Source organism: Salmonella sp. 3C, from assembly GCF_025426275.1.
Lineage (GTDB): Bacteria > Pseudomonadota > Gammaproteobacteria > Enterobacterales > Enterobacteriaceae > Salmonella > Salmonella enterica.
Window position 1 is genome coordinate 583,024 of record NZ_CP104858.1, and the last position, 21,853, is coordinate 604,876.

Annotated in this window: 27 protein-coding genes, 1 other RNA gene and 1 pseudogene; 5 read left to right on the forward strand and 24 right to left on the reverse strand. The window is 54.6% G+C overall.

Going from position 1 to position 21,853, the window contains the following annotated elements:
- Positions 1-37 precede the first annotated feature (37 nt).
- From N7E69_RS02625 to ssrA, 4 genes and pseudogenes are all read left to right on the forward strand, one after another.
- Complete coding sequence (locus N7E69_RS02625; RefSeq protein WP_000533843.1) at positions 38-1,447, forward strand: TolC family outer membrane protein; 1,410 nt, start codon at positions 38-40, stop codon at positions 1,445-1,447.
- A pseudogene (locus N7E69_RS02630) lies at positions 1,444-3,619 on the forward strand (type I secretion system permease/ATPase). Before N7E69_RS02625 ends, N7E69_RS02630 begins: the two are co-directional and overlap by 4 nt.
- A 7-nt stretch (positions 3,620-3,626) precedes the next feature.
- Positions 3,627-4,790 (forward strand): HlyD family type I secretion periplasmic adaptor subunit, encoded by a 1,164-nt coding sequence (locus N7E69_RS02635; protein ID WP_012543392.1) that lies wholly within the window; start codon positions 3,627-3,629, stop codon positions 4,788-4,790.
- 71 nt (positions 4,791-4,861) lie between these two features.
- Positions 4,862-5,224: a transfer-messenger RNA gene (gene ssrA, locus N7E69_RS02640) on the forward strand.
- A 117-nt stretch (positions 5,225-5,341) separates the two neighbouring features.
- Here the strand turns inward: ssrA and N7E69_RS02645 are convergent.
- The 14 genes from N7E69_RS02645 to N7E69_RS02710 form a co-directional block, all read right to left on the reverse strand.
- Positions 5,342-5,560: an ogr/Delta-like zinc finger family protein gene (locus tag N7E69_RS02645; protein WP_000980498.1), complete on the reverse strand. Its 219-nt coding sequence runs from the start codon at positions 5,558-5,560 to the stop codon at positions 5,342-5,344.
- 68 nt (positions 5,561-5,628) lie between these two features.
- On the reverse strand, positions 5,629-6,729 hold the full coding sequence (locus tag N7E69_RS02650; protein ID WP_001102266.1) for a phage late control D family protein: 1,101 nt from the start codon (positions 6,727-6,729) through the stop codon (positions 5,629-5,631).
- Entirely contained in the window at positions 6,726-7,211 is a 486-nt protein-coding gene (locus N7E69_RS02655; protein WP_000980409.1) for a phage tail protein, read from the reverse strand. Before N7E69_RS02655 ends, N7E69_RS02650 begins: the two co-directional genes overlap by 4 nt.
- Positions 7,208-10,015 carry a phage tail tape measure protein gene (locus N7E69_RS02660; RefSeq protein ID WP_001282767.1) on the reverse strand — a complete coding sequence of 936 codons (2,808 nt, stop codon included), beginning with the start codon at positions 10,013-10,015 and terminating at the stop codon, positions 7,208-7,210. The genes N7E69_RS02655 and N7E69_RS02660 overlap by 4 nt, the downstream gene beginning before the upstream one ends.
- On the reverse strand, positions 10,008-10,127 hold the full coding sequence (locus N7E69_RS02665; RefSeq protein ID WP_000763317.1) for a GpE family phage tail protein: 120 nt from the start codon (positions 10,125-10,127) through the stop codon (positions 10,008-10,010). Before N7E69_RS02665 ends, N7E69_RS02660 begins: the two co-directional genes overlap by 8 nt.
- Positions 10,128-10,141: 14 nt before the next feature.
- Positions 10,142-10,444, reverse strand: coding sequence for a phage tail assembly protein (locus tag N7E69_RS02670; RefSeq protein ID WP_001280967.1), 303 nt, complete (start codon positions 10,442-10,444; stop codon positions 10,142-10,144).
- Between the two features lie 54 nt (positions 10,445-10,498).
- Complete coding sequence (locus tag N7E69_RS02675) at positions 10,499-11,014, reverse strand: phage major tail tube protein (RefSeq protein WP_001207653.1); 516 nt, start codon at positions 11,012-11,014, stop codon at positions 10,499-10,501.
- A 9-nt stretch (positions 11,015-11,023) separates the two neighbouring features.
- The gene (locus N7E69_RS02680; protein WP_000046103.1) at positions 11,024-12,196 is read right to left on the reverse strand and encodes a phage tail sheath protein; all 1,173 of its coding nucleotides are present in this window, start codon (positions 12,194-12,196) and stop codon (positions 11,024-11,026) included.
- Positions 12,197-12,326: 130 nt separating this feature from the next.
- Positions 12,327-12,854 (reverse strand): tail fiber assembly protein, encoded by a 528-nt coding sequence (locus N7E69_RS02685; RefSeq protein WP_000680167.1) that lies wholly within the window; start codon positions 12,852-12,854, stop codon positions 12,327-12,329.
- Positions 12,855-12,856: 2 nt separating this feature from the next.
- Entirely contained in the window at positions 12,857-14,542 is a 1,686-nt protein-coding gene (locus N7E69_RS02690) for a phage tail protein (RefSeq protein WP_001274650.1), read from the reverse strand.
- Positions 14,539-15,144, reverse strand: a complete 606-nt coding sequence (locus N7E69_RS02695; RefSeq protein ID WP_001086804.1) for a phage tail protein I — start codon at positions 15,142-15,144, stop codon at positions 14,539-14,541. Before N7E69_RS02695 ends, N7E69_RS02690 begins: the two co-directional genes overlap by 4 nt.
- On the reverse strand, positions 15,137-16,045 hold the full coding sequence (locus N7E69_RS02700; RefSeq protein WP_000268273.1) for a baseplate assembly protein: 909 nt from the start codon (positions 16,043-16,045) through the stop codon (positions 15,137-15,139). The genes N7E69_RS02695 and N7E69_RS02700 overlap by 8 nt, the downstream gene beginning before the upstream one ends.
- Positions 16,032-16,391: a GPW/gp25 family protein gene (locus tag N7E69_RS02705; RefSeq protein ID WP_000177484.1), complete on the reverse strand. Its 360-nt coding sequence runs from the start codon at positions 16,389-16,391 to the stop codon at positions 16,032-16,034. Before N7E69_RS02705 ends, N7E69_RS02700 begins: the two co-directional genes overlap by 14 nt.
- Complete coding sequence (locus tag N7E69_RS02710) at positions 16,388-16,966, reverse strand: phage baseplate assembly protein V (protein ID WP_000993756.1); 579 nt, start codon at positions 16,964-16,966, stop codon at positions 16,388-16,390. The genes N7E69_RS02705 and N7E69_RS02710 overlap by 4 nt, the downstream gene beginning before the upstream one ends.
- Positions 16,967-17,061: 95 nt before the next feature.
- Here N7E69_RS02710 and N7E69_RS02715 point away from each other — a divergent pair, with 95 nt between their 5' ends.
- Positions 17,062-17,928, forward strand: a complete 867-nt coding sequence (locus N7E69_RS02715) for a hypothetical protein (RefSeq protein WP_000192047.1) — start codon at positions 17,062-17,064, stop codon at positions 17,926-17,928.
- A 26-nt stretch (positions 17,929-17,954) separates the two neighbouring features.
- On the opposite strand, the gene N7E69_RS02720 is transcribed toward N7E69_RS02715, so the two are convergent.
- The 10 genes from N7E69_RS02720 to N7E69_RS02765 all read right to left on the reverse strand — a co-directional run bounded on the left by N7E69_RS02720 (position 17,955) and on the right by N7E69_RS02765 (position 21,850).
- Entirely contained in the window at positions 17,955-18,401 is a 447-nt protein-coding gene (locus N7E69_RS02720; RefSeq protein WP_000829151.1) for a phage virion morphogenesis protein, read from the reverse strand.
- On the reverse strand, positions 18,394-18,825 hold the full coding sequence (locus tag N7E69_RS02725; protein WP_001039937.1) for a phage tail protein: 432 nt from the start codon (positions 18,823-18,825) through the stop codon (positions 18,394-18,396). Before N7E69_RS02725 ends, N7E69_RS02720 begins: the two co-directional genes overlap by 8 nt.
- Positions 18,788-19,036, reverse strand: a complete 249-nt coding sequence (gene lysC, locus N7E69_RS02730; protein WP_214292207.1) for an Rz1-like lysis system protein LysC — start codon at positions 19,034-19,036, stop codon at positions 18,788-18,790. The genes N7E69_RS02725 and lysC overlap by 38 nt, the downstream gene beginning before the upstream one ends.
- Complete coding sequence (gene lysB / locus N7E69_RS02735) at positions 18,921-19,349, reverse strand: Rz-like lysis system protein LysB (RefSeq protein ID WP_001574811.1); 429 nt, start codon at positions 19,347-19,349, stop codon at positions 18,921-18,923. Before lysB ends, lysC begins: the two co-directional genes overlap by 116 nt.
- Positions 19,346-19,723 (reverse strand): DNZ54_00345 family protein, encoded by a 378-nt coding sequence (locus tag N7E69_RS02740; protein WP_000727849.1) that lies wholly within the window; start codon positions 19,721-19,723, stop codon positions 19,346-19,348. The genes lysB and N7E69_RS02740 overlap by 4 nt, the downstream gene beginning before the upstream one ends.
- A gap of 1 nt (position 19,724) precedes the next feature.
- The gene (locus N7E69_RS02745) at positions 19,725-20,237 is read right to left on the reverse strand and encodes a lysozyme (RefSeq protein ID WP_001069909.1); all 513 of its coding nucleotides are present in this window, start codon (positions 20,235-20,237) and stop codon (positions 19,725-19,727) included.
- Complete coding sequence (locus N7E69_RS02750) at positions 20,218-20,433, reverse strand: HP1 family phage holin (RefSeq protein WP_000171568.1); 216 nt, start codon at positions 20,431-20,433, stop codon at positions 20,218-20,220. Before N7E69_RS02750 ends, N7E69_RS02745 begins: the two co-directional genes overlap by 20 nt.
- Before the next feature lie 3 nt (positions 20,434-20,436).
- Entirely contained in the window at positions 20,437-20,640 is a 204-nt protein-coding gene (locus N7E69_RS02755) for a tail protein X (protein ID WP_000868175.1), read from the reverse strand.
- A complete protein-coding gene (locus tag N7E69_RS02760; protein WP_000673520.1) occupies positions 20,640-21,104 on the reverse strand; it encodes a head completion/stabilization protein in 465 nt (154 codons plus the stop codon). The genes N7E69_RS02755 and N7E69_RS02760 overlap by 1 nt, the downstream gene beginning before the upstream one ends.
- 95 nt (positions 21,105-21,199) lie before the next feature.
- Positions 21,200-21,850 (reverse strand): terminase endonuclease subunit, encoded by a 651-nt coding sequence (locus N7E69_RS02765; RefSeq protein ID WP_000059191.1) that lies wholly within the window; start codon positions 21,848-21,850, stop codon positions 21,200-21,202.
- Positions 21,851-21,853 lie beyond the last annotated feature (3 nt).

The following is a 21,853-nucleotide window of genomic DNA, read 5'->3' on the forward strand; positions in this document are numbered from 1 at the left end:
CGGGGCAACAAGCGGTGATATTTAAAAGGGATAAACTATGGGAAGAGTCGCGCCTGCCGCCATCGTACTGGCATTTGCTTTGTTTCATCACCAGCCCCGGGGCGCAGAAGCGCCGCCAATGATTACATCCGAAGGATTAGCAACGGACCAGATGCTTCCTTCGCTGGATGGCTCCGCCGCTGAGTTGCCGCTCAGCGCCGCCGCGCCGGGCAACCTGACGCTCAATGACGCGGTCAATCGCGCCGTTAACTGGCATCCTTCTATTCGCGAAGCCATCGGCAAACTGCTCGCACAGAATGAACAAATAGAGGTCGCCAAATCGAAATATTATCCGCAAGTCAGCGCTGGCGTGAACAATGGGTACAGCAATACCTACACCGATCACGGGTATAGCCCCTCGCTAGTGCTGTCGGTATCGCAAATGCTTTATGACTTCGGCAAAGTGGCAAGCCAGGTTCGCGCCGAAACCGCAGGCGCAGCGCAGCAACAGGCCAATGTGTTGCTCAGTATTGATACCGTCGCGCACGAAACCGCCAACGCCATTGTACAAACGCAGAGCTGGCAGCAAATGGTAGAAGCGGCGGAAGAACAGCTCGTCGCGCCGGACGGCATCGGTAAACTTATCCGGCAGCGCAGCGATGAAGGCGCTACGTCGCTCTCTGACGTGGTGCAAACCGAAGCCAGAATCGAATCCGCCCGCTCGCAACTGGCGCAGTATCAGGCCAATCTCGACAGTGCGAAAGCCTCACTGATGAGCTGGCTGGGCTGGAATTCGCTTAACGGTATCAATAATGACTTCCCGGCGAAACTTGCTCGCAGCTGTGAGACGGCGACTCCCGACGATCGACTGGTGCCCGCGGTACTGGCCGCCTGGGCGCAGGCCAACGTTGCGCGGGCGAATCTGGACTATGCCAGCGCGCAAATGACGCCGACGATTTCGCTCGAACCTTCTGTACAACATTATCTTAATGATAAATATCCCAGTCATGAAGTGCTGGATAAAACCCAGTATTCCACCTGGGTAAAAGTTGAGATGCCGCTTTATCAGGGCGGAGGGCTGACTGCCCGACGCAACGCCGCCAGCCATGCGGTAGACGCGGCTCAGTCGACCATTCAGCGCACCCGGCTTGATGTCCGCCAGAAACTGATGGAGGCGCGCAGCCAGGCAATGAGTCTTGCCAGCGCGTTACAAATCCTTCGTCGGCAACAGCAGCTTAGCGAACGCACGCGCGAACTGTATCAGCAGCAATACCTTGACCTCGGTTCCCGCCCGCTGCTCGACGTGCTTAATGCGGAGCAGGAAGTTTACCAGGCGCGTTTTGCCGAACTGCAAACGGAAAGCCAGTTGCATCAGTTACAACTGAACTGTCTGTATAACACCGGCGCGCTTCGTCAGGCGTTCGCGTTAAATCATCGCAGCATTCAATCCGTGGAGATCCAGCCATGACCCGCGCCGCCCCCGATGTAGAAGAGGTACTCAGTGAGCGCGCGCTAAGCCAATGGGCGCAGGCCATCAGCTATGTCGCCGGTCATTATCGCGTTGCCTGTTCTCCCGGTTCAATTCAGGCCAACGCCCCGTGGTTTAGGGGTAAAAGCAGAACGACCGCCTTAACGCAGCTCGCGCGGCAGGCGGGTTTATCCTTTCATGCGCCGGACATAGACAAAACGGCATTTAGTCAGTGGCGATTGCCGTTGGTTGTCGAGCTCCGGGACGGGCAGTTATTGGTCATCGAGCATGTTAATGGCGAAGATGCGGTAGACGTTTTTGTGATTGAAGAAGAGGGTCAGCGTAACCGCCTGACGCTCAGCGAGTTATTGCCGGAGATCCTCTATGTTGCCGCGCTACGCCCGCTATCGGCGCTCAAGGATAGCCGCGTCGATCGCTATATCTCCCGCTTTAAACCCGACTGGATGCGCGAGCTGGTTCTGCAGGATATTCGCCCTTATTTACCTGGTCGCCGCCTTTCTGATTAACGTGCTGTCGCTGGCCGGGATTGTGTTCTCTATGCAGGTTTACGATCGGGTGATCCCCGCTCAGTCATATCCTACCCTGTACGTGCTCTCCTTCGGCGTGCTGGTAGCGGTGCTGTTCGGTTTTCTGCTGCGTGAAGCGCGTACGCACATTATGGACGTGCTCGGTAAACGCGCCGATATGCGCATTTCCGATCGGGTATTCGGTCATGCGTTAAGGCTGCGCAACAGCGCTATCCCCCGTTCCACCGGCAGTTTTATCTCGCAGTTACGCGAACTAGAGCAGATCCGCGAGATGATTACCTCTTCAACGCTGGCGACCATTGTCGATCTGCCTTTCTTTTTCCTGTTTATGATAGTCCTGGCGATTATTGCCCCACCGCTGGCATGGATAGCGCCCGTGGCGGCTCTGCTGATGATCCTGCCGGGCGTCGCACTGCAAAAAAAACTGGCTGTCCTCGCCAACCAGGCCGCCCACGAAGCGACGCTACGCAATGCAGTCTTGGTCGAAAGCGTTCAGGGGCTGGAGGATATTAAACTGATGCAGGCGGAGAACCGCTTTCTTCAGCAGTGGAATAGCTATATCCGTATTACCGGCGAGTCGGGTCTACGCACCCGCAAACTCACGCAAGGGCTTATCAGTTGGGGGATGTCGGTACAAAGTCTGGTGTATGCCGCAGTGATTATGTTCGGCGCGCCGATGGTCATTGAAGGCAGTATGACTACCGGCGCCGTGGTCGCCGCGTCGATGCTCGGCTCACGGATGATCGCGCCAATGGCTAACCTGTGCGGCGTGCTGGCGCGCTGGCAGCAGGTGAAAGCGGCGAAGATGGGTCTCGACAACATTATGCAACTGCCCACCGAGACACAGCATGACGATAGCCTGATACACCGCGACATCCTCCACGGGCATTACCTCTTTGAAAATGCTCAGTTTCGTTACCATAACGACGATCAACGCATACCGCTGCGCCTCGTGCGTCTGGAGATCATGCCAGGCGAGCGGATTGCGATACTGGGGCGTAACGGCGCGGGTAAATCCACACTTTTACAGGCGATGGCGGGCGGCCTGGAGATGATTCAGGGAGATGCCCGGCTTGATAATCTCAGCTTGTCGCACATCGATATGGCGGATTTACGCCGCAACATCGGCTTTCTTAGCCAGAACGCGCGGCTTTTCTTCGGCACCCTACGAGAGAACCTGACGCTCGGCGCGCCGCACGCCAACGATGAACAGATTTTTGACGCGCTCGAAGTCAGCGGCGGCGCCGTCTTCGTCAGGCGGCTGGCAAAAGGGTTGGATCATCCCATTATGGAGGGCGGTAACGGCCTGTCCGGTGGGCAGCGCCAGTCCCTGTTGCTGGCGAGAATGCTGCTGCGCTCCCCCAATATTGTGCTACTTGATGAACCCAGCGCCTCGCTGGACGAGCATACGGAACGAGAGTTTATTCAGCGGTTACATCAGTGGCTTGGCAACCGTACCCTGGTCGTCGCGACGCACCGGGTACCAATACTGGAGCTGGTTGAGCGTGTCGTTGTCCTGAAAGAAGGACAACTGGTGATGGATGCGCCAAAAGCGCAGGCGCTTAACGCGGATCGGATGCAAAGTCACCGTCGGGAGTGGAAAAATGAAAATCAATCAGCATGATGCCGCGATGGACGATCCCGATATTCAGCGTGAACGGGCGTTTTCCGGCGCGGGTCGTATTGTTCTGATCTGCTCACTGTTATTTCTCATTCTCGGCATCTGGGCGTGGTTTGGCCGACTGGATGAGGTTTCCACCGGCAACGGGAAAGTGATCCCCAGTTCACGCGAACAGGTTCTGCAGTCGCTGGATGGCGGCATTCTGGCGCAGTTGACGGTGCGGGAAGGCGACAGAGTTCAGGCTAACCAGATTGTCGCCCGGCTTGATCCGACGCGTCTGGCGTCCAATGTGGGTGAAAGTGCGGCAAAATATCGCGCTTCACTCGCCTCCAGCGCACGGTTAACCGCGGAAGTCAACGACTTACCTCTCGCCTTCCCCGCTGAGCTGAACGGCTGGCCGGATCTGATTGCCGCAGAGACGCGTCTCTATAAAAGCCGCCGCGCGCAGCTGGCCGATACCGAAGCCGAGCTACGGGATGCGCTGGCGTCGGTTAATAAAGAGCTGGCCATTACCCAGCGTCTGGAGAAAAGCGGCGCGGCCAGTCATGTTGAAGTGCTGCGCCTGCAACGACAAAAAAGCGATTTAGGCTTAAAAATTACCGATCTGCGCTCACAATATTATGTGCAGGCACGCGAAGCGTTATCAAAAGCGAACGCTGAGGTCGATATGCTCTCCGCCATTTTAAAAGGACGCGAGGATTCCGTCACCCGCCTTACCATACGTTCGCCGGTACGCGGCATTGTTAAAAATATCCAGGTCACGACGATTGGCGGCGTGATCCCGCCTAACGGTGAGATGATGGAGATAGTGCCGGTAGACGATCGTCTGTTGATTGAAACCCGCCTTTCGCCGCGTGATATCGCCTTTATTCATCCCGGCCAACGCGCATTGGTTAAAATTACTGCTTACGATTACGCCATTTACGGCGGGCTTGACGGCGTGGTGGAGACCATTTCACCGGATACCATTCAGGATAAAGTGAAACCGGAAATTTTCTACTATCGCGTGTTTATCCGCACCCACCAGGACTATCTACAAAATAAATCAGGACGCCGTTTTTCGATTGTTCCAGGCATGATCGCCACGGTGGATATCAAAACCGGTGAAAAAACCATTGTCGACTATTTAATCAAACCGTTTAATCGCGCGAAAGAAGCGCTGCGCGAGCGGTAAATCGTTGAAGATAAGAAGATACGGGGGCTGGTCACGCGTGTCACAAGTCTGTTATACTTACCTTACACATTGGGGCTGATTCTGGATTCGACGGGATTTGCGAAACCCAAGGTGCATGCCGAGGGGCGGTTGGCCTCGTAAAAAGCCGCAAAAAAATAGTCGCAAACGACGAAACCTACGCTTTAGCAGCTTAATAACCTGCTTAGAGCCCTCTCTCCCTAGCCTCCGCTCTTAGGACGGGGATCAAGAGAGGTCAAACCCAAAAGAGATCGCGTGGATGCCCTGCCTGGGGTTGAAGCGTTAAAACGAATCAGGCTAGTCTGGTAGTGGCGTGTCCGTCCGCAGGTGCCAGGCGAATGTAAAGACTGACTAAGCATGTAGTACCGAGGATGTAGGAATTTCGGACGCGGGTTCAACTCCCGCCAGCTCCACCAAATAAAACAAGGGGTTACGTGAAAACGTAGCCCCTTTTTCTTTGGTAGTGGCGGCAAAATGGCGACAGCGTGTCGGACTGGCGGCAACAAAAAACCCGCCATTAAAGCGGGTTTTGTTCAGAAACTCATGTGGCCTTGACCACCTTTTCCCGGATGTGGTGGCGCAGAAGAAATTAGATTCGGTTTTATGATGTGCCGTACAAACGTTTCATGAGTAACGAACGTACAGCCACAATTTATATTTTGGCACTGGTTGTAACGTTCTTTTGTCGTAGCTGATACCTGAAAGCTGCTTCTGGTATGTGCTGCATGACCGCACTCTGGACAGTTCATCATTGCTGTTATCCCACCACTTTTGCCGTAATCGCAATAATGATACATCATTATTCAATATTGAGAACCAATTATTCGATTTCAAGACCATCAATCTTTACTTCAAGCTCCATGCTGGTCGTAAATCCATTATCCGAGCTGACAGAATGCGTCAGGGTGGTAATGGTCCATTCTGCATCATCAATCGGCTGCTTAAATCCCGTCACCTTCACCGGCATTTCCGTATAGAGATCAGCCCGCCCCTCAGCGAGCTGCAGGGAAAATGAAGCAACCCCGCGCTGCAGGCGTTCCCACTGCATTTTTGCTGCGCGCTCTGCATTGCTCCGGTTGGCGTAGGTACGATTAAGAACCAACACGTTTTCATCCGTTCCCACCAGATAATCACCCTGTTTTGCTTCCGGCTCTTTGGGTGTGGTGGCTTTCTTTCGACGACGCTTAACACTGGTTGTCTCTTTTTTCCTGGGTTCACGCGTATGCAACCAGCTGGCAATAACACCGGTATAGGCACCACGATCAGCAAGGGTGAACCGATGACCGTCACCGGCTTTGCGCGTGATGGTGATAACCGGCAGCGGCTTGCCGCTTGCCGTTCTTCCCTGTCCCTGCCGGATAAATAGCAGGTTCCCGTCTTTAACGGAAGCAATCGCCCCATACTGCCTCGCCAGTTTCATCAGAAAACTTGCATCGCTTTCATTGGTCTGGTCCATATGATCCAGCGCCTTATCCGTCAGGTCTTTACCCAGCGCCACTTTGAGGTTATGCCGGGCGGCGATTTCCTTTACCACCTCCCCCACCGTTGTCTGATGCCATGATTTTTCGCGCCGTGTATTGAGGGTTTCACGGAAATCTGCGCTACGCGCCCTGATGGTCAGCCGGTCAGGGGCACCGCTGTGTTCAATTTCATCTACGGTAAAAACCCCTTTAGGGAAAAGCGGCTGGCCTTTCCAGCCCAGCGCCAGCTGAATCACAGCCCCACGTCGCGGCAGGGCGATCAGCCCGTCGGCGTCGTCCAGCTCCAGATCAAGCTGGTCCGCTTCAAAGCCCCGGTTATCCGTCAGTGTCAGACTCATCAGGCGCGCGTCCATCACCGTCGTCACGTCTTTGCCTTCGATGGTGATACTGAAAGCCGGGCTTTTGCTGTTCAGATTCAGGAGATCAGAATTAACGTTCACTGCAGCAATCCTCCAACCGTGTTTTTAATCCCCCCAATAGCAGATGCTGCGGAGTCCTGCAGGTTGCTGAGCTGGTCACTCAGGCTCCCGAACATGTCAGAGAGCGACTCATCAACCCGTTTGAGGGTGATCGTAAACTCAATGCGCCTGGGCATTCCGCTGGCAAAAAACTCCGTCTTTGTCTGGCTCAGACTCTCAATAACAAACATGCCGTAAATGGTTCCACTACCTTCAATCAAAGGCCATGCCTTGCCCAGTTCAGCCATTTGTTCCAGCGCCAGTAATGACAGTCTGCCGCCAGTCACTTCCGGCAGCAGAACCCCGGACAGTGTCAGTGAATCGTTATCCGGGCCAAGAAACTGCGTTGACGGACGGCGGTTCACCCGGCTGTTGGCGGCGTGTCGCCAGCTGCGCTGATACTGCAGTTCCTGATAAGGGACAGTGCGCAGCATAAATACATATAAACCCAGTACCATCATCATGATTCATACCCCCCCTGATCGCTGAAATTGCTGCGTGCTTTTGCCCTGGCCCGGCGCTCCCGTTCGTCAAGCTGGCGTGCCACTTCACGGGCAATATCCTGCGCGTTCTGCCCAGGCTGAGCGACAATATGAATGGGCGCATTTATCTCATAACGAATAACCGGCGGCGGGCTATCTGCCTTAGCAAGCGGGGGCTGGTATGCCCTCGCAGGCAAACTGAACGGATGAAGCGGAGCCGCTTCTGCAGGTGTCGCAGCTCCCCCCATCACGCCAGCAACGACAGAGGCCAGTGCAGCAGTACGCCGCCTGCTGGTAACATTTGCCGGTCCGTTCACAATTTCAGGGCCATTTTCTCCGACAATGCCAAACTGCCCGCGTGGAATGATCCCGCCCGTGTCATACATCCCCGCGTAAGCCGGGAACCCGCCTGGCGGCAGCACCACTTTGCCGTCACTGTTCACTGTGGCGGACTGCGGCTGCGTAACCTGCGCAGGTAGTTTCGCCTTTGCCGCCTCCTTACTGACAATACCGAGCTTTTCCAGCAGCCATGACACACCGGATTTAAGTGACTCAAGTGGGTGCATCACCATATTCAGACCTTCCGCCAGCGCCTCACCAAACCGACGCCCCATTGCAGCTGCGCTGTTCAGTTCTTCGGAAGTGGATTTAACCGGGGTAAGTAAATCATTGAACCAGCCCCACAAGGCCTGCACCCTGTCACCAATCCACTGAAACACGGGTCTGAGCGGCTCAAAGGCGGCGCTGATGGGCGCAGCAGCGGCTCTGAACCCTTCCACCACGCCCCCCAGAAATGCACTAATGGGCTGCCAGTATTTCCAGATAACCAGCGCCACGCCTGCCAGTGCAGCCACAACCAGCCCTACAGGACTGAGCAGCGCACCCAGCAGGCTACCAACAGCAAATAATGCCACGCGCAGCAAAGCCAGCGGACCAGAGATCAACAAACGCAGCACGCTACCTGTACGTGTGGCAGCGGCGGCTGCAGAAGGTAACGCTTTAACTGACAGCATTGACAGGCCAAACCGGATAACCGCCAGCGGCCCTAGTACCGCAGCCACCGCCACTGCCAGCGCCCCCAACCCAACAGTAATGGCTGCCGTAGCTGCCGCCACTTTCATCAGCGTGCCAGCCAGCACGGGATTCTGTTCAACCCAGCGACGCAACGCCCCGGTCACGCGCTTAACCATGCCCATAATATCCATCAGCGGCTGGCGCAACGTTTCCCCCAGGCTGCTGAAAGCGTTCTGCGCGCCCGTCTTAACCAGCAACCACTGCGCAGACAATGAATCCTTGTTAATGTCGGATTCTTTCTGCATAGAGCCATTAGCACCACTACCTGATGTGAGTTTCAGCTGGCGCTGCAGCTCCGGCAGGTTGTTAGCCAGCTTTGCCGCATCATCGCCAAACTCTTTGCCAAAAATCATTGTCATGGCTGACAAGCGTTTATCCTGCGGCAGATTGTTGACCTTCTCCAGAACCCGCTGAATTGTGCCCATGGCATCGGTGGTCATCTGCTTTTCAATCTCCGCCGGATTGAGTTGCAACAGATTCATGCCTTCAAAAAATCGTTTACTTTGCATGGTAGCAATGGACAGTTCACGCACCATGGCATTAGAGGCGCTGGCGGCGATTTCCGGGGCAGCCCCAAGAGAAAGGAATGTTGAACCCAGCGCCGCGGCCTTTCGGAAGTCAAGGCGGTCAGCCACGCCCCCCATACGCTGCAGGACGTTGATAATGTCCCCACCCTTTGACATGGCGTTATCGTCCAAGTAGTTCAGCGCATCGCCCAGTTGTTCAATATTGCGCGTCGGAACTTTATAGAGCTGCGCGATTTTCCCCAGTCCTTCTGCCAGTTCATCTGCGGGCAGCTCAAAGGCCGTTGCCGCTTTTGCCGCCGTGGATGCAAAAGCCAGCAGGTCACGTTTCTGCTCTTCGTAAGGATCGTCCTGATTGGTCACCCCCATGCGAGCACCACCTTCAACCAGCGCGGCATAGTCTATAGCGCCGTTCTCCATCGGTAGCTGTTCGCTGGCGGCCTTGATGGCATCCTGCATGTCATAAAACTGTTTTGTGCGGTTGCCATTATCGTCCCGCAGCCCGTTTACCTGCTTTGCCACACCTTTCATGGCATCTTCCATGCTGGCGTAGCTCTTAACTGCCGCCACAACAGGTGCGCCCATTGCCCCCCCTGCAGCCGTAGTGGTAGCCCCTGCCCCGGCGATGCGATCCCGCACCTCAAGACGGCGCGAATACTGATCGCGGACGGCGTTCATTCGCGCCTGCTGTTCGCCCAAGCTTTTAAGGGATTTCTGCTGCCGGTCCAGGGCCTGCCGGGTTTCGTCGGCATTCTGCCGCAGTTCCCGCTGCGCACTACTGAGCTTTTTCGTGTCCAGTCCGGCTTCATTGAGCGCAAGACGCTGGCGCTGCACCGACTGACGTAGACCGTTATATTTGCTCTGTAACTCCGTAACGCGGTTTTTTGCCTGCTCAAGCAGCCGTGCCTGCGCCGCCGTCGGGCGGTTGGTGGCAGAGAATTGCGTGGCAAGTTTCGCAGCTTCTTCGCGTGCGGCTTTCAGGCTGTTACCGGTGACTGCCAGCTGCGCGCTGGCCTTGCGGAAACCGTCAATGCGGCCCGCCTGAGCATCTAATTCTTTTAAACGGGCGCGGCTTTGCTGAATGGCTGCAGCCAGCTCTTTTGAGCTGGCCTGCGCGGATCGAAATGGGCGGGTGAGCTTGTCAACCGCATTAAGAATCACCTGCAGACGCAGGTTATTGTCACTCATCGCTGGCCCCGCTTCGCTGAATTGCCTTATACCGCCACGCCAACACCTCAGTCAGCGGCATAACGTCAGTGATGGATGGCGACCAGTGAAAGATGGTGGCGATATCCGCCACAAGATCATCAATCGTCAGGCTGTCGGTAAACCGGCAAGCACCGACTTCTTCAACAAAAAAGTCACCACCTCTACCGACAGCGCGGTGAGATCGGCGGGGTCCAGCTCTGCCATTTCCTGCGCGGTCAGCGTCGGGGTGGAGATTCGTGGGATCACAGTCATCATTGCGCCCACGTCCATATCCATAATGGCCTGCAGACGGGTGCCACGCAGTGCGCCGGACTGAGGCTTGCGCAGCACAATTTCGGTAATTTCAGTTTTACCGCGCATGATGGGGGTATCCAGTTTTACGGTCTTTTCAGTCAGCTTGTCGCTCATGTTCGTTTCCTGTTAATGAAATACTGGCGCGGCTGCCCGCGCCGTTAAGGTTAATCAGAGGCCAAGGGCATTACGGTGTTCTTCCATCAGGTCCACGCCGCCAACGATTTCTACCATGTTGACCAGATCGACCTCATAGAGCACCTCACCATTAATGGTCAGCTTCGCGTAGCTGTTGGTACTGCTGACTTTGGTGCTGCTGCTCTCGCCGGTTTTCCACTCGCCGGAATCCACCTCTTTATGGCGCCCGCGCACAACCAGCTCAACGGCCTGCACTTCGCCGGTATCGTCACGCTGAATGGAACCTGTGAAACGCAGCTGGATGCCGTCAACGGTTGCCTTGCCCATCTGCTTGAATAACAGCAGCTCGGTACCGCCGATTGAAAATTCCGTGTCCAGTGCGCCGTCATCCAGCCCCATGTCCACATCCACTGCGCCCGGCATACCGCCGCCGCGATACTTCTCAAACTTGCGGGTAAATTTCGGCAGGGTCAGAGACTCAACGATCCCCTGCCAGTTGTTCCCGTCGTTGAACAGGTTCAGGTGTTTTAACTTGCGTGGTAAAGCCATGATTCCCCCTTATGCAGCGACACGGCTGGCAAAATCGACCAGGTAACGATCGGTGATGCGCTGGCGCAGCATCAGGTTTTCAAGCGGAGGCACCGGAGTGTAGTCATAATCAATGGTCAGTTTCCCGGCTTTAAGGGTGTCTTTATCGTTAACGGACTCATCCAGCCAGCAGTCACCACCAATCAGGTATCCCTGGTTGACCAGACTGCGCATCTTGGCGCGTAGTCCTTCAATAATGTCGCGGGCCAGCGACGGATTAAGCACGCCATCCACCGCCCACATGTGCGCCTCCGCCATAGTGTCAGCCAGCACCTGCGCCGTGCGGGTGTAGTTCTCAAAGGCAAACAGCGGATCGTCACTGAGACAACGGGAACCCCAGAAGCGGAAGCCGTCTTTGCGGATCAATGTGGTGACGTCATTTTTGTTCAGCAGTCCCGCATCGGTTGCCGGGTCCTGCAGATCCCAGAACACATCAGCGGAAATGCCGGTGACACCGTTCACACCCACATTGGACAGGGTTTTATGCCAGCCAATCTGCTCGTCGATTTTGGCACGCAGGCCGAGCGCACGGGCGGAGGCGTAAGCCGTGGCGTCTGCTTTCAGCACGGTGTCAAAGTTGATGAAGTCAGGCCAGATCAGCATTCCCTCGCGCTGACTGAAATTCTCGCGATAGGCAATAGCTTCCTCCACCGTTTTGCAGCCATTAGCAGCAAGGTAGGCAAACCCGCGCAAGCTTTGCGCCACGCCCAGCAGTTCAGTAGCAACGGCCTGAGTGTCATGTCCCGGCACCCCAAGAATGCGCGGCTTAACACCGAGCTGCGACTGCGCCGACAGTAGCGCTTTCATGCCCGTTTTCTTACCGTCGGGAGTTACGCCGCCGATAATATTGGAGGTGGTTTCCGCTTCGGTTTCGCCCTGCGCCACACGCACAACGACAGTTACGGGTTTTGCCTGATCTGCAATCGCGTCCAGCGAGCGGGCCAGCGTGCCGGACTCCCCCGCTTTACCGCTGGCGGTGAGCACATCAGTCAGCAGGACCGGCTTATTGAGGGGGAACACGGACGCATCAGCATCATCGCCGGTGCAGACCATGCCCACGATGGCAGTGCTCACCGTGGTAATAGGTCGGGTGCCTTCGTTGATTTCAACAACGCGCACCCCGTGGTGGTAATCCTGAGCCATAAGGCAGTCTCTCCGGTTGACAGGGATACCTTATGTTCTGGTTGATACGCACGCGGCGCACGCGATATACGTTGTACAGGAGATGGCACAATGGAAGGGATAAAAAGACCCCGCTAACGCAGGGACGGAGTTACTTTTTCGGATACACAGGCCAGTTAATATTTGGCGCAGCAGTTAAATCCATTCGTCTTAGTTTCGTACGATATTCACGCAGTGCTGAAAGTTCCAGCAGTTCTGTCGCCGTAATATCGCTATCGTCCTGAGCTTCCATAAGCTGATTGATTTTTATCGTGACCGCAGCCATACGCCTGTCGCGATCTGCCGTCGCTAAAGCAACATAATCAGTCTGAACAGGGGCGATAGTGCCGTTGCTGTAGGTGAAATTACCTGGCTGGAAATCATCAGGAATATCAGTATCAGCAAATTCCACAACAGAGCAATTCAGTGGAAATAGCTTTGTCACATCTTTATCTGCAGAAATAATTAGTCCTGTTTTGTCATACTGGATTTTCAGTGTATCGGAGTGGAATAATTTTTGTAATATATACCAGTCAATACCTGCTTCATCATTGATAAACTGGATGCTGCAGTTCTCTGATAATTCCTGCTGAACGGGTGTTAATTCCGTTGTTTTAGTGAAATTTTTAAAATGTTTCATTTTTATGCCCCCACCGTATACCACTGACCATTCACTTTAAGCTGTAACAAGCGTCGTTGGATCCTGTCTGGTGTTTCGTTCGAGTCTCCATTCTCAACACCTGTAATGACGTAACCTAACTGGTCTGCAAATCCGGGCGAACGATATACGTTTCCATGCTCAACGGCACCGAATCGAATTGACTGAACATACCCACTTAGCATGTCAGTTGTAGCAAGGAATACACCAGAACCATCATCATGAAGCATAAATGGCTTTGTTTTGTCGTTCTGGTACACACCGACCATGGTGATGTATTGTCGTAACGGTCTGCCTGCAATATACGCACTCAACCAGCCAGGCCCGCTGCCTGTGCCCCATATATCGCCGTAAACATCGCCGTTTTTGTTGAATATCGCATTTCCGGCCTGCAAATTTTCAGCAGCTGCGATAACACCGAGTCGGGTGCTGATATATGCCCGGATAGCCAGGTCTTCTGAGTTCTGAAATCCGATACCATTCCATGACTTAATGTTCAGATTGTTACCATTAAAACCTGCACCATCAACGTCACCTTTAGCCATCCCACCAGTGCCATCCCCAACCGTAACCAGGGTATCGCCACGCATATTTGGAGCAGAAATACCCCCCGTAAAGGCGCCCCCCTCCAGCATCGCCACTTGACGCCATGAGGTAATACCCGCTCCTGTTCCGTGACCAAACAATACGTTATTGCCACTGACTGCAAGAACATCCACAACAGTGGTCGGACTTACCACCTCGCTAAGGGTAATAATTTGCCAGAAACTTACCTGGTCTGGCGCATCAGGTGCCTGATGTGCGCGCATAAACTGACAGCCTGTAGCCGCTCTGGCACCAATTGATGTTCGGTCAATTGCGTCACTGACAAACGTTCCCGCAAGGAATCGCCCGTCACCTTTTAAAAGTGCGTCTTTTAAACCGAGGTATTGGAGAATCCCTGCATTGTCTTTTCCACTCAGATTCGTCAGCGTGGTATCGAGAGGTTGTTTTCCTGCCAGCGCATTCATCACTGTTGTCGCAAAGTTTGGATCATTCCCCAGCGCAGCAGCCAGTTCATTTAATGTATCCAGCGCCGCTGGCGTTGGCGCTTTGGGTGTCCCGGTAAACGTCGGACTTTCTTTGGGTGCATACTGTGAATGCGGGTCCGGTGCAGCAAGATGCTTTGCCATCAGGTCGTCTACATATACCTTCAGCTCCAGCGCCTTATCATCTACATATTTACGGGTTGCCAGTACTACTGCAGGATCAATTTTCAGGGTGATGTTATCGGTGCTGCTGGTAATCAGTACCATGCGCACGGTCTGCGTACGTCCGCTCCCTTCTGTCAGCTGCGGCTTGTAGCTCTCAGGGCTGTTACCCACGGCGATCAGTGCGCCGGTTTCATCAAACAGGCCGACCTCACGAATCCACCATCCCCCCTCAGTTTCCGGGATCACTTGCTCAGCAATAATCTGGCTGCTGTTCTGCGGGTCGATATACAGCATATTCAGCGCTGCTCGACGCTTCTCAGCAACTAACGCGGTCTGTTGCGCGCTGGGTGTGGGCAGCACACCGCCACCGTCGCCCACCGCCATATGGGTAATTTTCAGCGGGACACCGAGCGCGGCGGCGCTTGCCAGTTTCGCCGCGCCGATCTCCGTCAGCAGGGTATAAAATTTTGCGCTCATGGATTCACTCTCATTGTGTCAATAACATGGACCGCCCCGCCCTCATAAGCGGTGCCGCCGGAAATAATGGTTTCGTTGATATACGGGTAGATCGTGATTTCTTCGCCGGTGTAGGTGGCTGCCCCCACAAAATACGGGCCACCTGTCTGCAGGTTGATGGACATACCAACCAGATGACGGCTGCATGGTTTGGCATCGCTTATCAGGCGCTCAAGCTCCAGATAGGTGTCTTCGGTGATACCATGATCCTGTACGCCAATATCCAGACGGAACGTTCCCGGCGTTTCGCCGGTCTGCCACCACTCAATGATGCGGATCAGGAAGCCGAACGGCTCCACCACGCGCCGCACGGCGCGGGTTGTCCCCTTGTGCTGATGGATATAAAAAGCGTCCTGCACAACGCGGCGCTTGACGCTTTCTGTCCAGCTCTCATCCCAGCGGTCAACAGAAAACGCCCAGGCCAGATAAGGCAGGAATCTGATCGGGCAGGTTGCCGGGTTCCACAAATCACGCAGCGATACCTGCAGATCGGAAATCCCGCTGCAGGTCTGCGCCAGTCGGCGCTCAAGCGGCGACGAACCCGGCGGCAACAGACTATTCATCCGTGCCCCCGTTGGTAACGCTCCATTCAGTACAGGATGCCGCCTGCGTCTTATCCAGCACCACATCCTCCAGAGGGGACGTTAGCTCCACACGCTGGACGCCCTCCACGTGCAGCGCGGCATAAATGGCGCTGCGGCGGATATCACGTCCCAGCCTCGTCTGACTGGCGATGTACTTCTGCAGGCTGGCTTTTGCCGCCGCCATAACAGGCTCCGCTTCCGGCCCCGGATAAAGAAAAATGGTAGCCTCCACCCGGTACGGTATGATCTCCGCACTACGAACCGTCAGACGGTCAGCCACCGGGCGTACACTCTCACTGTTCAGGGCTTTTTCAACCACATCCAGCAGGTCTTTTACTGCTGTACCGTCACCCTCCCGGCTCAGTACGGTAAGTACCACCTCTGCAGGGGCCGGACTGGTTGCGCTGGCATCTGCCACACGTCCGTCCGCACTTCTGGCGTGAAATTCATAGGCTCCCGTCGGGCCAGCAACGGACAGTCCCTCAAATGCTGCAGGGATGCGCTGGCGCAGCGCATCATCATCTTCCATCACTGCGGCGACCGGCGGTACTGCATCATTATCAGCAGGCACTACCGTCAGACGTTTCACGTTGCAGTTGGCTGCCAGCTGCTCAAGATCATTTCCTATCGAATAGGCCACCATGACCGCCTGCGCAGCCTCGTTAATACGCTGGCGCAGCAGGATTTCGCGGTATGTACTTTCCTGCAGCAGCTTGGTGACGGGTTCAGATTCCAGCGCCAGTGTGCGCCGCACCGCGTCCTGTTCATCCGCCGGATAAAGGAGCACAAAAGCGGCCTTGCGCTCAGCCAGCAGCGTCTCAAAATCCGGCACGTCCACTATCTGCGGCGCAGGCAACTGGGAAAGGTCAATGACTGCCATTGTCTGCTCCTGTTGATACGGAAAGGGAAACCGGCGCGCCGTTGTTGCGCTGTCCGGTAAGCTCAACCACCATGGAGCCATCAAAATTGCTGCTGATGGTGATGGAATCCAGCGTCAGTCGTGGCTCCCAGCGACTCAGGGCCACGTAGACCGCAGACATGATCTGCAGTCTCAGCGCCGGGTTCTGCGGCCGGTCAATCAGGGTCGACAGCAGGGAACCGTATTCCCGGCGGGCAATGCGGCTGCCCTGCGGCGTCAGCAGAATATCCCGCACCGACTGGCGCAGATGGTCGGTATCCGTAATCGCTTTTCCATTGCTCTGACTCATGCCGAGATACAGCGTCATACCGGGCCTCCGGTTGTATCGCCGCCTTTCAGGACGCCAGTATGCTGATGCGCATCAACCACGATCCCGTTAGAACTCATCGCACCGCCGCCCTGGGTAACGCCACCATTGATCACCACTTCGCTGTTAATACGCGTGCGGTCAGCCTCCAGCACAAACTCACTGGTTTTCAGGGTGATATTGTCAGCGGTCTCAATGACCATTGATTTGATGCCCCTGACAAACCAGCGCCCGGTGGCGGGTTCATATTCAAACCAGCCGCCGTCCGGGTATTCCGTCACGTTACCGTCCTCAGAGTCTGAAGGTGGCGGAAACTGGTTTGAGTAGACCGCAGGCAGGGCAAACGCGGTTTCCAGATTGCCGCCAAGGCTGAACAGCACAACCTGCTCACCCACAGACGGTTTCCACCAGGTGCGCGATTTGCCCGCACGCAGTGTCAGCCAGTTAATCCAGTTGGTTTCAAGGTCGCCCGTTTTCACCCGGCAAAGCCAGTTCTCCCGGTCCACTTCGGTAACTACACCTGTGCGGATCAGATTGGTGATAAGGCGCATGATTTCAGTCAGTTGTGCATTCATGAGAGCGATCCTTGCACAACCAGGTAGAGTGATGTAATACAGAGCGTATGTATGGAGAACCACACAAAAGAGAAACAATTTCTAAGGTATTTAAGATGACACAAATCGCAATTTATGGATTTAATTTCACTAAAAAAATCACATTTGACGGTGGTGAGTTAACTCCTATTTTCAGTTCATGGAGTGAGTTAAAAAAAAATGGCTGGGCTAATGATAGGTACATCCTCACTGGTTTTTTCAAACCAAACTCGAATAACTACGCCGCTCAACAGCAGCTTATTTTTGATTTACAAGCAGTTCTTAGTTTCATTGAACAAAAAAATGTAATCATTTCAGGAGAACTTGAAAATGATGAAACCCCTTTCAATTTCAAACCATCTCTACCCAAAAAGCTTGACAAAAAAAGAGATAAGGGTGCGGGCATTATCATCATGGAAGATTATTTTGCACCAAACAGCCGAGAAAATTTTATTTGCTTAGCCATGGAAAAACTAAATAGTAAAGCCATGCTAAAACAAGATGCCTTTAGAACATCATTTTTTAAATCAATGCTAGCTTTCCGCGACTCAATAAATTATATCGACGTCAGATATTATTTATTATTCTCGGCACTAGAAGCACTTTGCAGATTTATTAAAAATGACTACTCCCCTGCCAAAACACCACAAATAATCACTCAGGTTTTAAAAGAATATGGTTTTAATGTCGAAAAAACAGGACATACATTAGCTCAAAGAAACATTATGCATTACTGCAAACTCCGTCACTCGCTGTTCCACAATGGTAAATACATTGCCTATCTTGATGAAAAAAACTCAGATGGCAAAATTGAAATTCAAGATTACTCATCAAATTTGAATTTACTGGTGCCACTTGTACTAATGAAATTCATAGGATTTGATGACAATTATATAAACTGGGACTCATGGATTGATAGGAATCCATTTATCAGTAAAAAGTAAACTAAATTTTATAAATGTGGTTTTATTTATCTCTGTAACCAATTTAGCAAAGCATCCTGAATGACAGTTTCCACATCATCATTTACACCAAGAAGGCGACGCTCTGCGTAACGGACCTCTGGCCCTTTACGACTGACGCGATCACGCAGGCCGTAATGGTGAACGCGGGCAATGCGCTGCACCTTACCTTCAAACTGCACGCTGGCAGAATTGGCGCTGGCGGTAGTTTGAAGGTATTTGGTGGTGCGCAGCTTTGTAAACATCTGACGTTTGATGCGCCCCTTTTTGCTGCGTGCTGTTACCCTACGCGGTTCATAACTGCTGCCATCTGGATTGCGCTGCATCCTGATGTTCTGCTGCTGTGTCCGGCGCAGTTCCTGCGCCAGCTGACGCATCATGCGGCTTCTTGTGGCTGGCTCCAGATTCGCCAGCAAAGCACTCAGCCAGTCGTCCACCTTCTGCAGTTCAGCCACGTTTCACCGTCCACATTTCTTCAGGTTCATCGGGCTCTGCTACAGCTTCAACGCTCGACACACTGCCGTCAGTGCTGACCAGCACACGCTCCGTCAGTTGCAGGTTAAGGCTGATATCACAGACATCGTTGCGCAGAATATCCACCTCAAAGGTGAATAACTTTTCCCGTAACGCCGGATTATTGATGGCATCGGGCTGGTTATCCCGCAGCCACAGCAAGACCGGGGCCATCAGCAGATTCTGGTCGCCGCTGAAATCCTCAATCACCGCGTTCAGGGTGTAACGGTACTCCCATGACATGGAGCTGGCCCCCGTGGCAACCAGCGAACCGTTATCCACAAACAGATGCAGTTTATCCGGGTTATTACGGACATAAGGCACTGCTTTATTGAGGGCGTGGCGCAGGGATTGTGGTTTGTTCACTGTTTCGCTCCTGACACGCAATAATCATGTCCACTTTGTCTGCACAGACCGCCCAGGCGGCCTCCGTTTCATCCAGCAATGCGTTCAGATCACCGTTATTGTGTGGCGCTGCCTGATCCAGCTGACACGGCGTCACTCGCGGACAACCACTGACGGTAAGCTGCACCTCCGGTGAGTGCCGGACGTTCCCGCAGCCGGATAATGTCAGCAGGCAAAGGAGTATCAGCCCAGCGGCGTAAATCCTCGTTCTCACGTTTCAGTTCCTCAATCCGATGTTGTCGTTGTCTCAGCAGCGCGCTGGTCTGTTCTGCTTCGGCATAGAGCCGCGCCTGCTCCCGGTTATTGGTTTCAGTCAGAATGGACAGGCTGATAAGCTGGCTGTTGCTCTTTGCCAGTGCCTGACTTTTGCTCCGCAGCTCGTCTGCCTGCGTGCTGATGGTCTGGCTGGCATCAGCCAGCCGCCACGTCTGCCAGCCCAGCGACGCCAGTAATAACGCCAGCACAACCAGCAGCAACCGGTTCATGCTGCTACCTGTTGCGCCATCTGGTTACGAGTGATCCAGAAGGCAATAACGGTCAGCAGATAAAAGACCAGGGTAATGGCCCACCCCGTCCAGGCGAGACTTACGATAATCAGCAATCGCATCACCCAACTGATAAATACGTTTTCTTTTCGGGTAATTGTCTTCAGCAAAGATGCCCTTAACTCCTGCCAGAGCGGGCCATTCTTAATTAACGCAGCCAGTGCTACCGGAATTACCGCCCATGTCAGCAAACAGGCTACCCAAACGCCGGACGCTGCCAGTACCGGAAAAATCCCCTGCGGATACACCATTGCTGCGATTAACAGCGCCATCCATAACATCAGAAACAGTCCGCTGATTAATTTCTTTTTCATTTCAGTTTGCTCCCTGTAAGCACCAGGCCATCTCCCGCGCACGGCGGTTATCCAGCCCCTGATTAAACACACCTTTTACATAAACCCAGCGCGGCAACTGTCGGCACGCATCCGCCCAGCGCCGCTGATTGAGCAATTTCACCAGCGTGGAGCTGCAGGCATTGCCCGTCCCCACGTTGAAGGCAAACGACACCGTAGCGTCATACACCTTCTGTGGTGGCTGTTGCTTCACACACCTTTCCAGTGCCCGCTCCACACGCAGCACGTTGGAGATCAGCCCTTCTGCTGCCTGTCGTTCCGTGATTGTTTTGCCGGGAATGACGCCCGATGTATTACCAATGCCGTCGGTCCAGACACCCGCGCTGCACTGATACGGCTGCAGACGACAGCCTTCGTAATCGGCAATCAGTTTCAGCCCCTCCACGGAGGTGTGAAGCTGCTGAAACCCCGGCAGCGTGGCAGCAATAGCCAGCACGGCCCCGACAAGGCAGCGTTTAACGATTGATGGATTCATAGTCCTCCCGCGAGATCTGCCCGTCGCGCAGAAGCTGGTAGGCTTTGTGTTTGTAGTACCAGTTGATAGCCAGCATCAGCACACCGATCATCAGGCCGCCCAGCGTTGAGGCATCCTTGATGGACAAATCGCCCAGCCAGGCCAGCACGACGGCGATGCAATACGTGATAAAGGCGCTGATTCGCTCAAGCGTCATAATTCAGTCCCATAGCTGGACGGTCTGCACGGTGGTGGTTGTCGGAATGTCCGGCAGCTCCACCTGCAGCCCGTGAGGTAAAAAGGGGCCGTATTCGGCAAGCCCCGGATTTGCCTTCAGTACCTGCTCCGTGACACCCTGCGTGCGCCCGTAATGACGCCAGCAAAGTGCGTCCACCGTGTCATACTGATGCGCACGCACTTTCATCAGATAAGCTCCACTGTGCAGTGCGGCGCATCCTGCACCCGGCTGATGGCCCAGCGGGCGTCACGCCATAAATCACCGCTTGCTTCCGCCAGTTCCTCGCCTCGCTTCGCACCGGATGCCGTGGCGTCATAGTCCTGGTAACGTTCGTTGAGCATGGCGCGTGCCCAGCAGTAAACCGCGTTGAAATAGTGCTGAATGCGCTCGCTTTTGCCGTCCAGTTGTTCCGCCGGGACTTCTGCCAGCGAGGCATACCCCAGCATCTGCTGGCGTCTGCGAAACTCATACAGCTCTGCGTTGACCTCCGAAATTGCCGACAGCGCAACTTGCTTTAAACGCGGCTGCGTCACCGTGCCGTCGGTGCGCATGACACTGCGAAACTCCGACAGGTCCACATCAGGCCAGAACGGCGTATTTCTGATGATTTCCGCCTGTTCCGGTGCCTGTTCTGGCGCAACAAACTTCATGCTGCTTTCTCCTGAAATAAAGGGCGGTGGACGGGGTTTTGATGTGGCAGTGCCTTTCGCCACCCCGTGCCGCCCGTGCGCGGGGGCACGTTCTGTCAGCGGCTGTCATTGCGCAGTCTGCGCTCCAGCTGCTGTTTGTCTTTTTTCACGCCACAGCGGGGATCGAGCTGTAACGCATGGTTGAGATGATTAAGGGCGGAAGCCGGATTGCTTTCACTCAGGACAGCGCCAATCGCTTTATGCAGACGCGCCCGTGACTGGTCCGGCATATCCAGACCGTCTGTCAGCTCCAGCGTCTGCAGCAACAGATCGGCATCAAAGCCGGTGGCGGCAAGCATTGCGCTCTGCGCTGCATCTGCCATTTCCTCTGCCAGCACGGTCTGCACGTTGCGGTTACCCAGCGGCATCACCCAGCCATGACGCAGGGCATGACGCCCGATCTCCAGCGCCCCGGCATAATCTCCGGCATCAATGCGCCACAGCATCACGTACATCAGCACGTCATCCTGTTGAGCGCCTCCGGCAGCCAGGACGCCCTCCGCCCAGGCGGCATATTTCGGCAGCAGCTCCACCTTTATTTCCGCTTTTTTCACCGTGGACTGAACGCCCTTGAGACGGCGGCGGTCTTCCGCCAGTTGCAGCAGCATCAGGTCATAGCCCGACGCGTGGCGAACGCTGCCGCCCTCGCGGGCGGCCTGTTCAGCCTGAACGCGCAGGCGATGCTGCCGTGCGGGACTCAGGCTCATGGT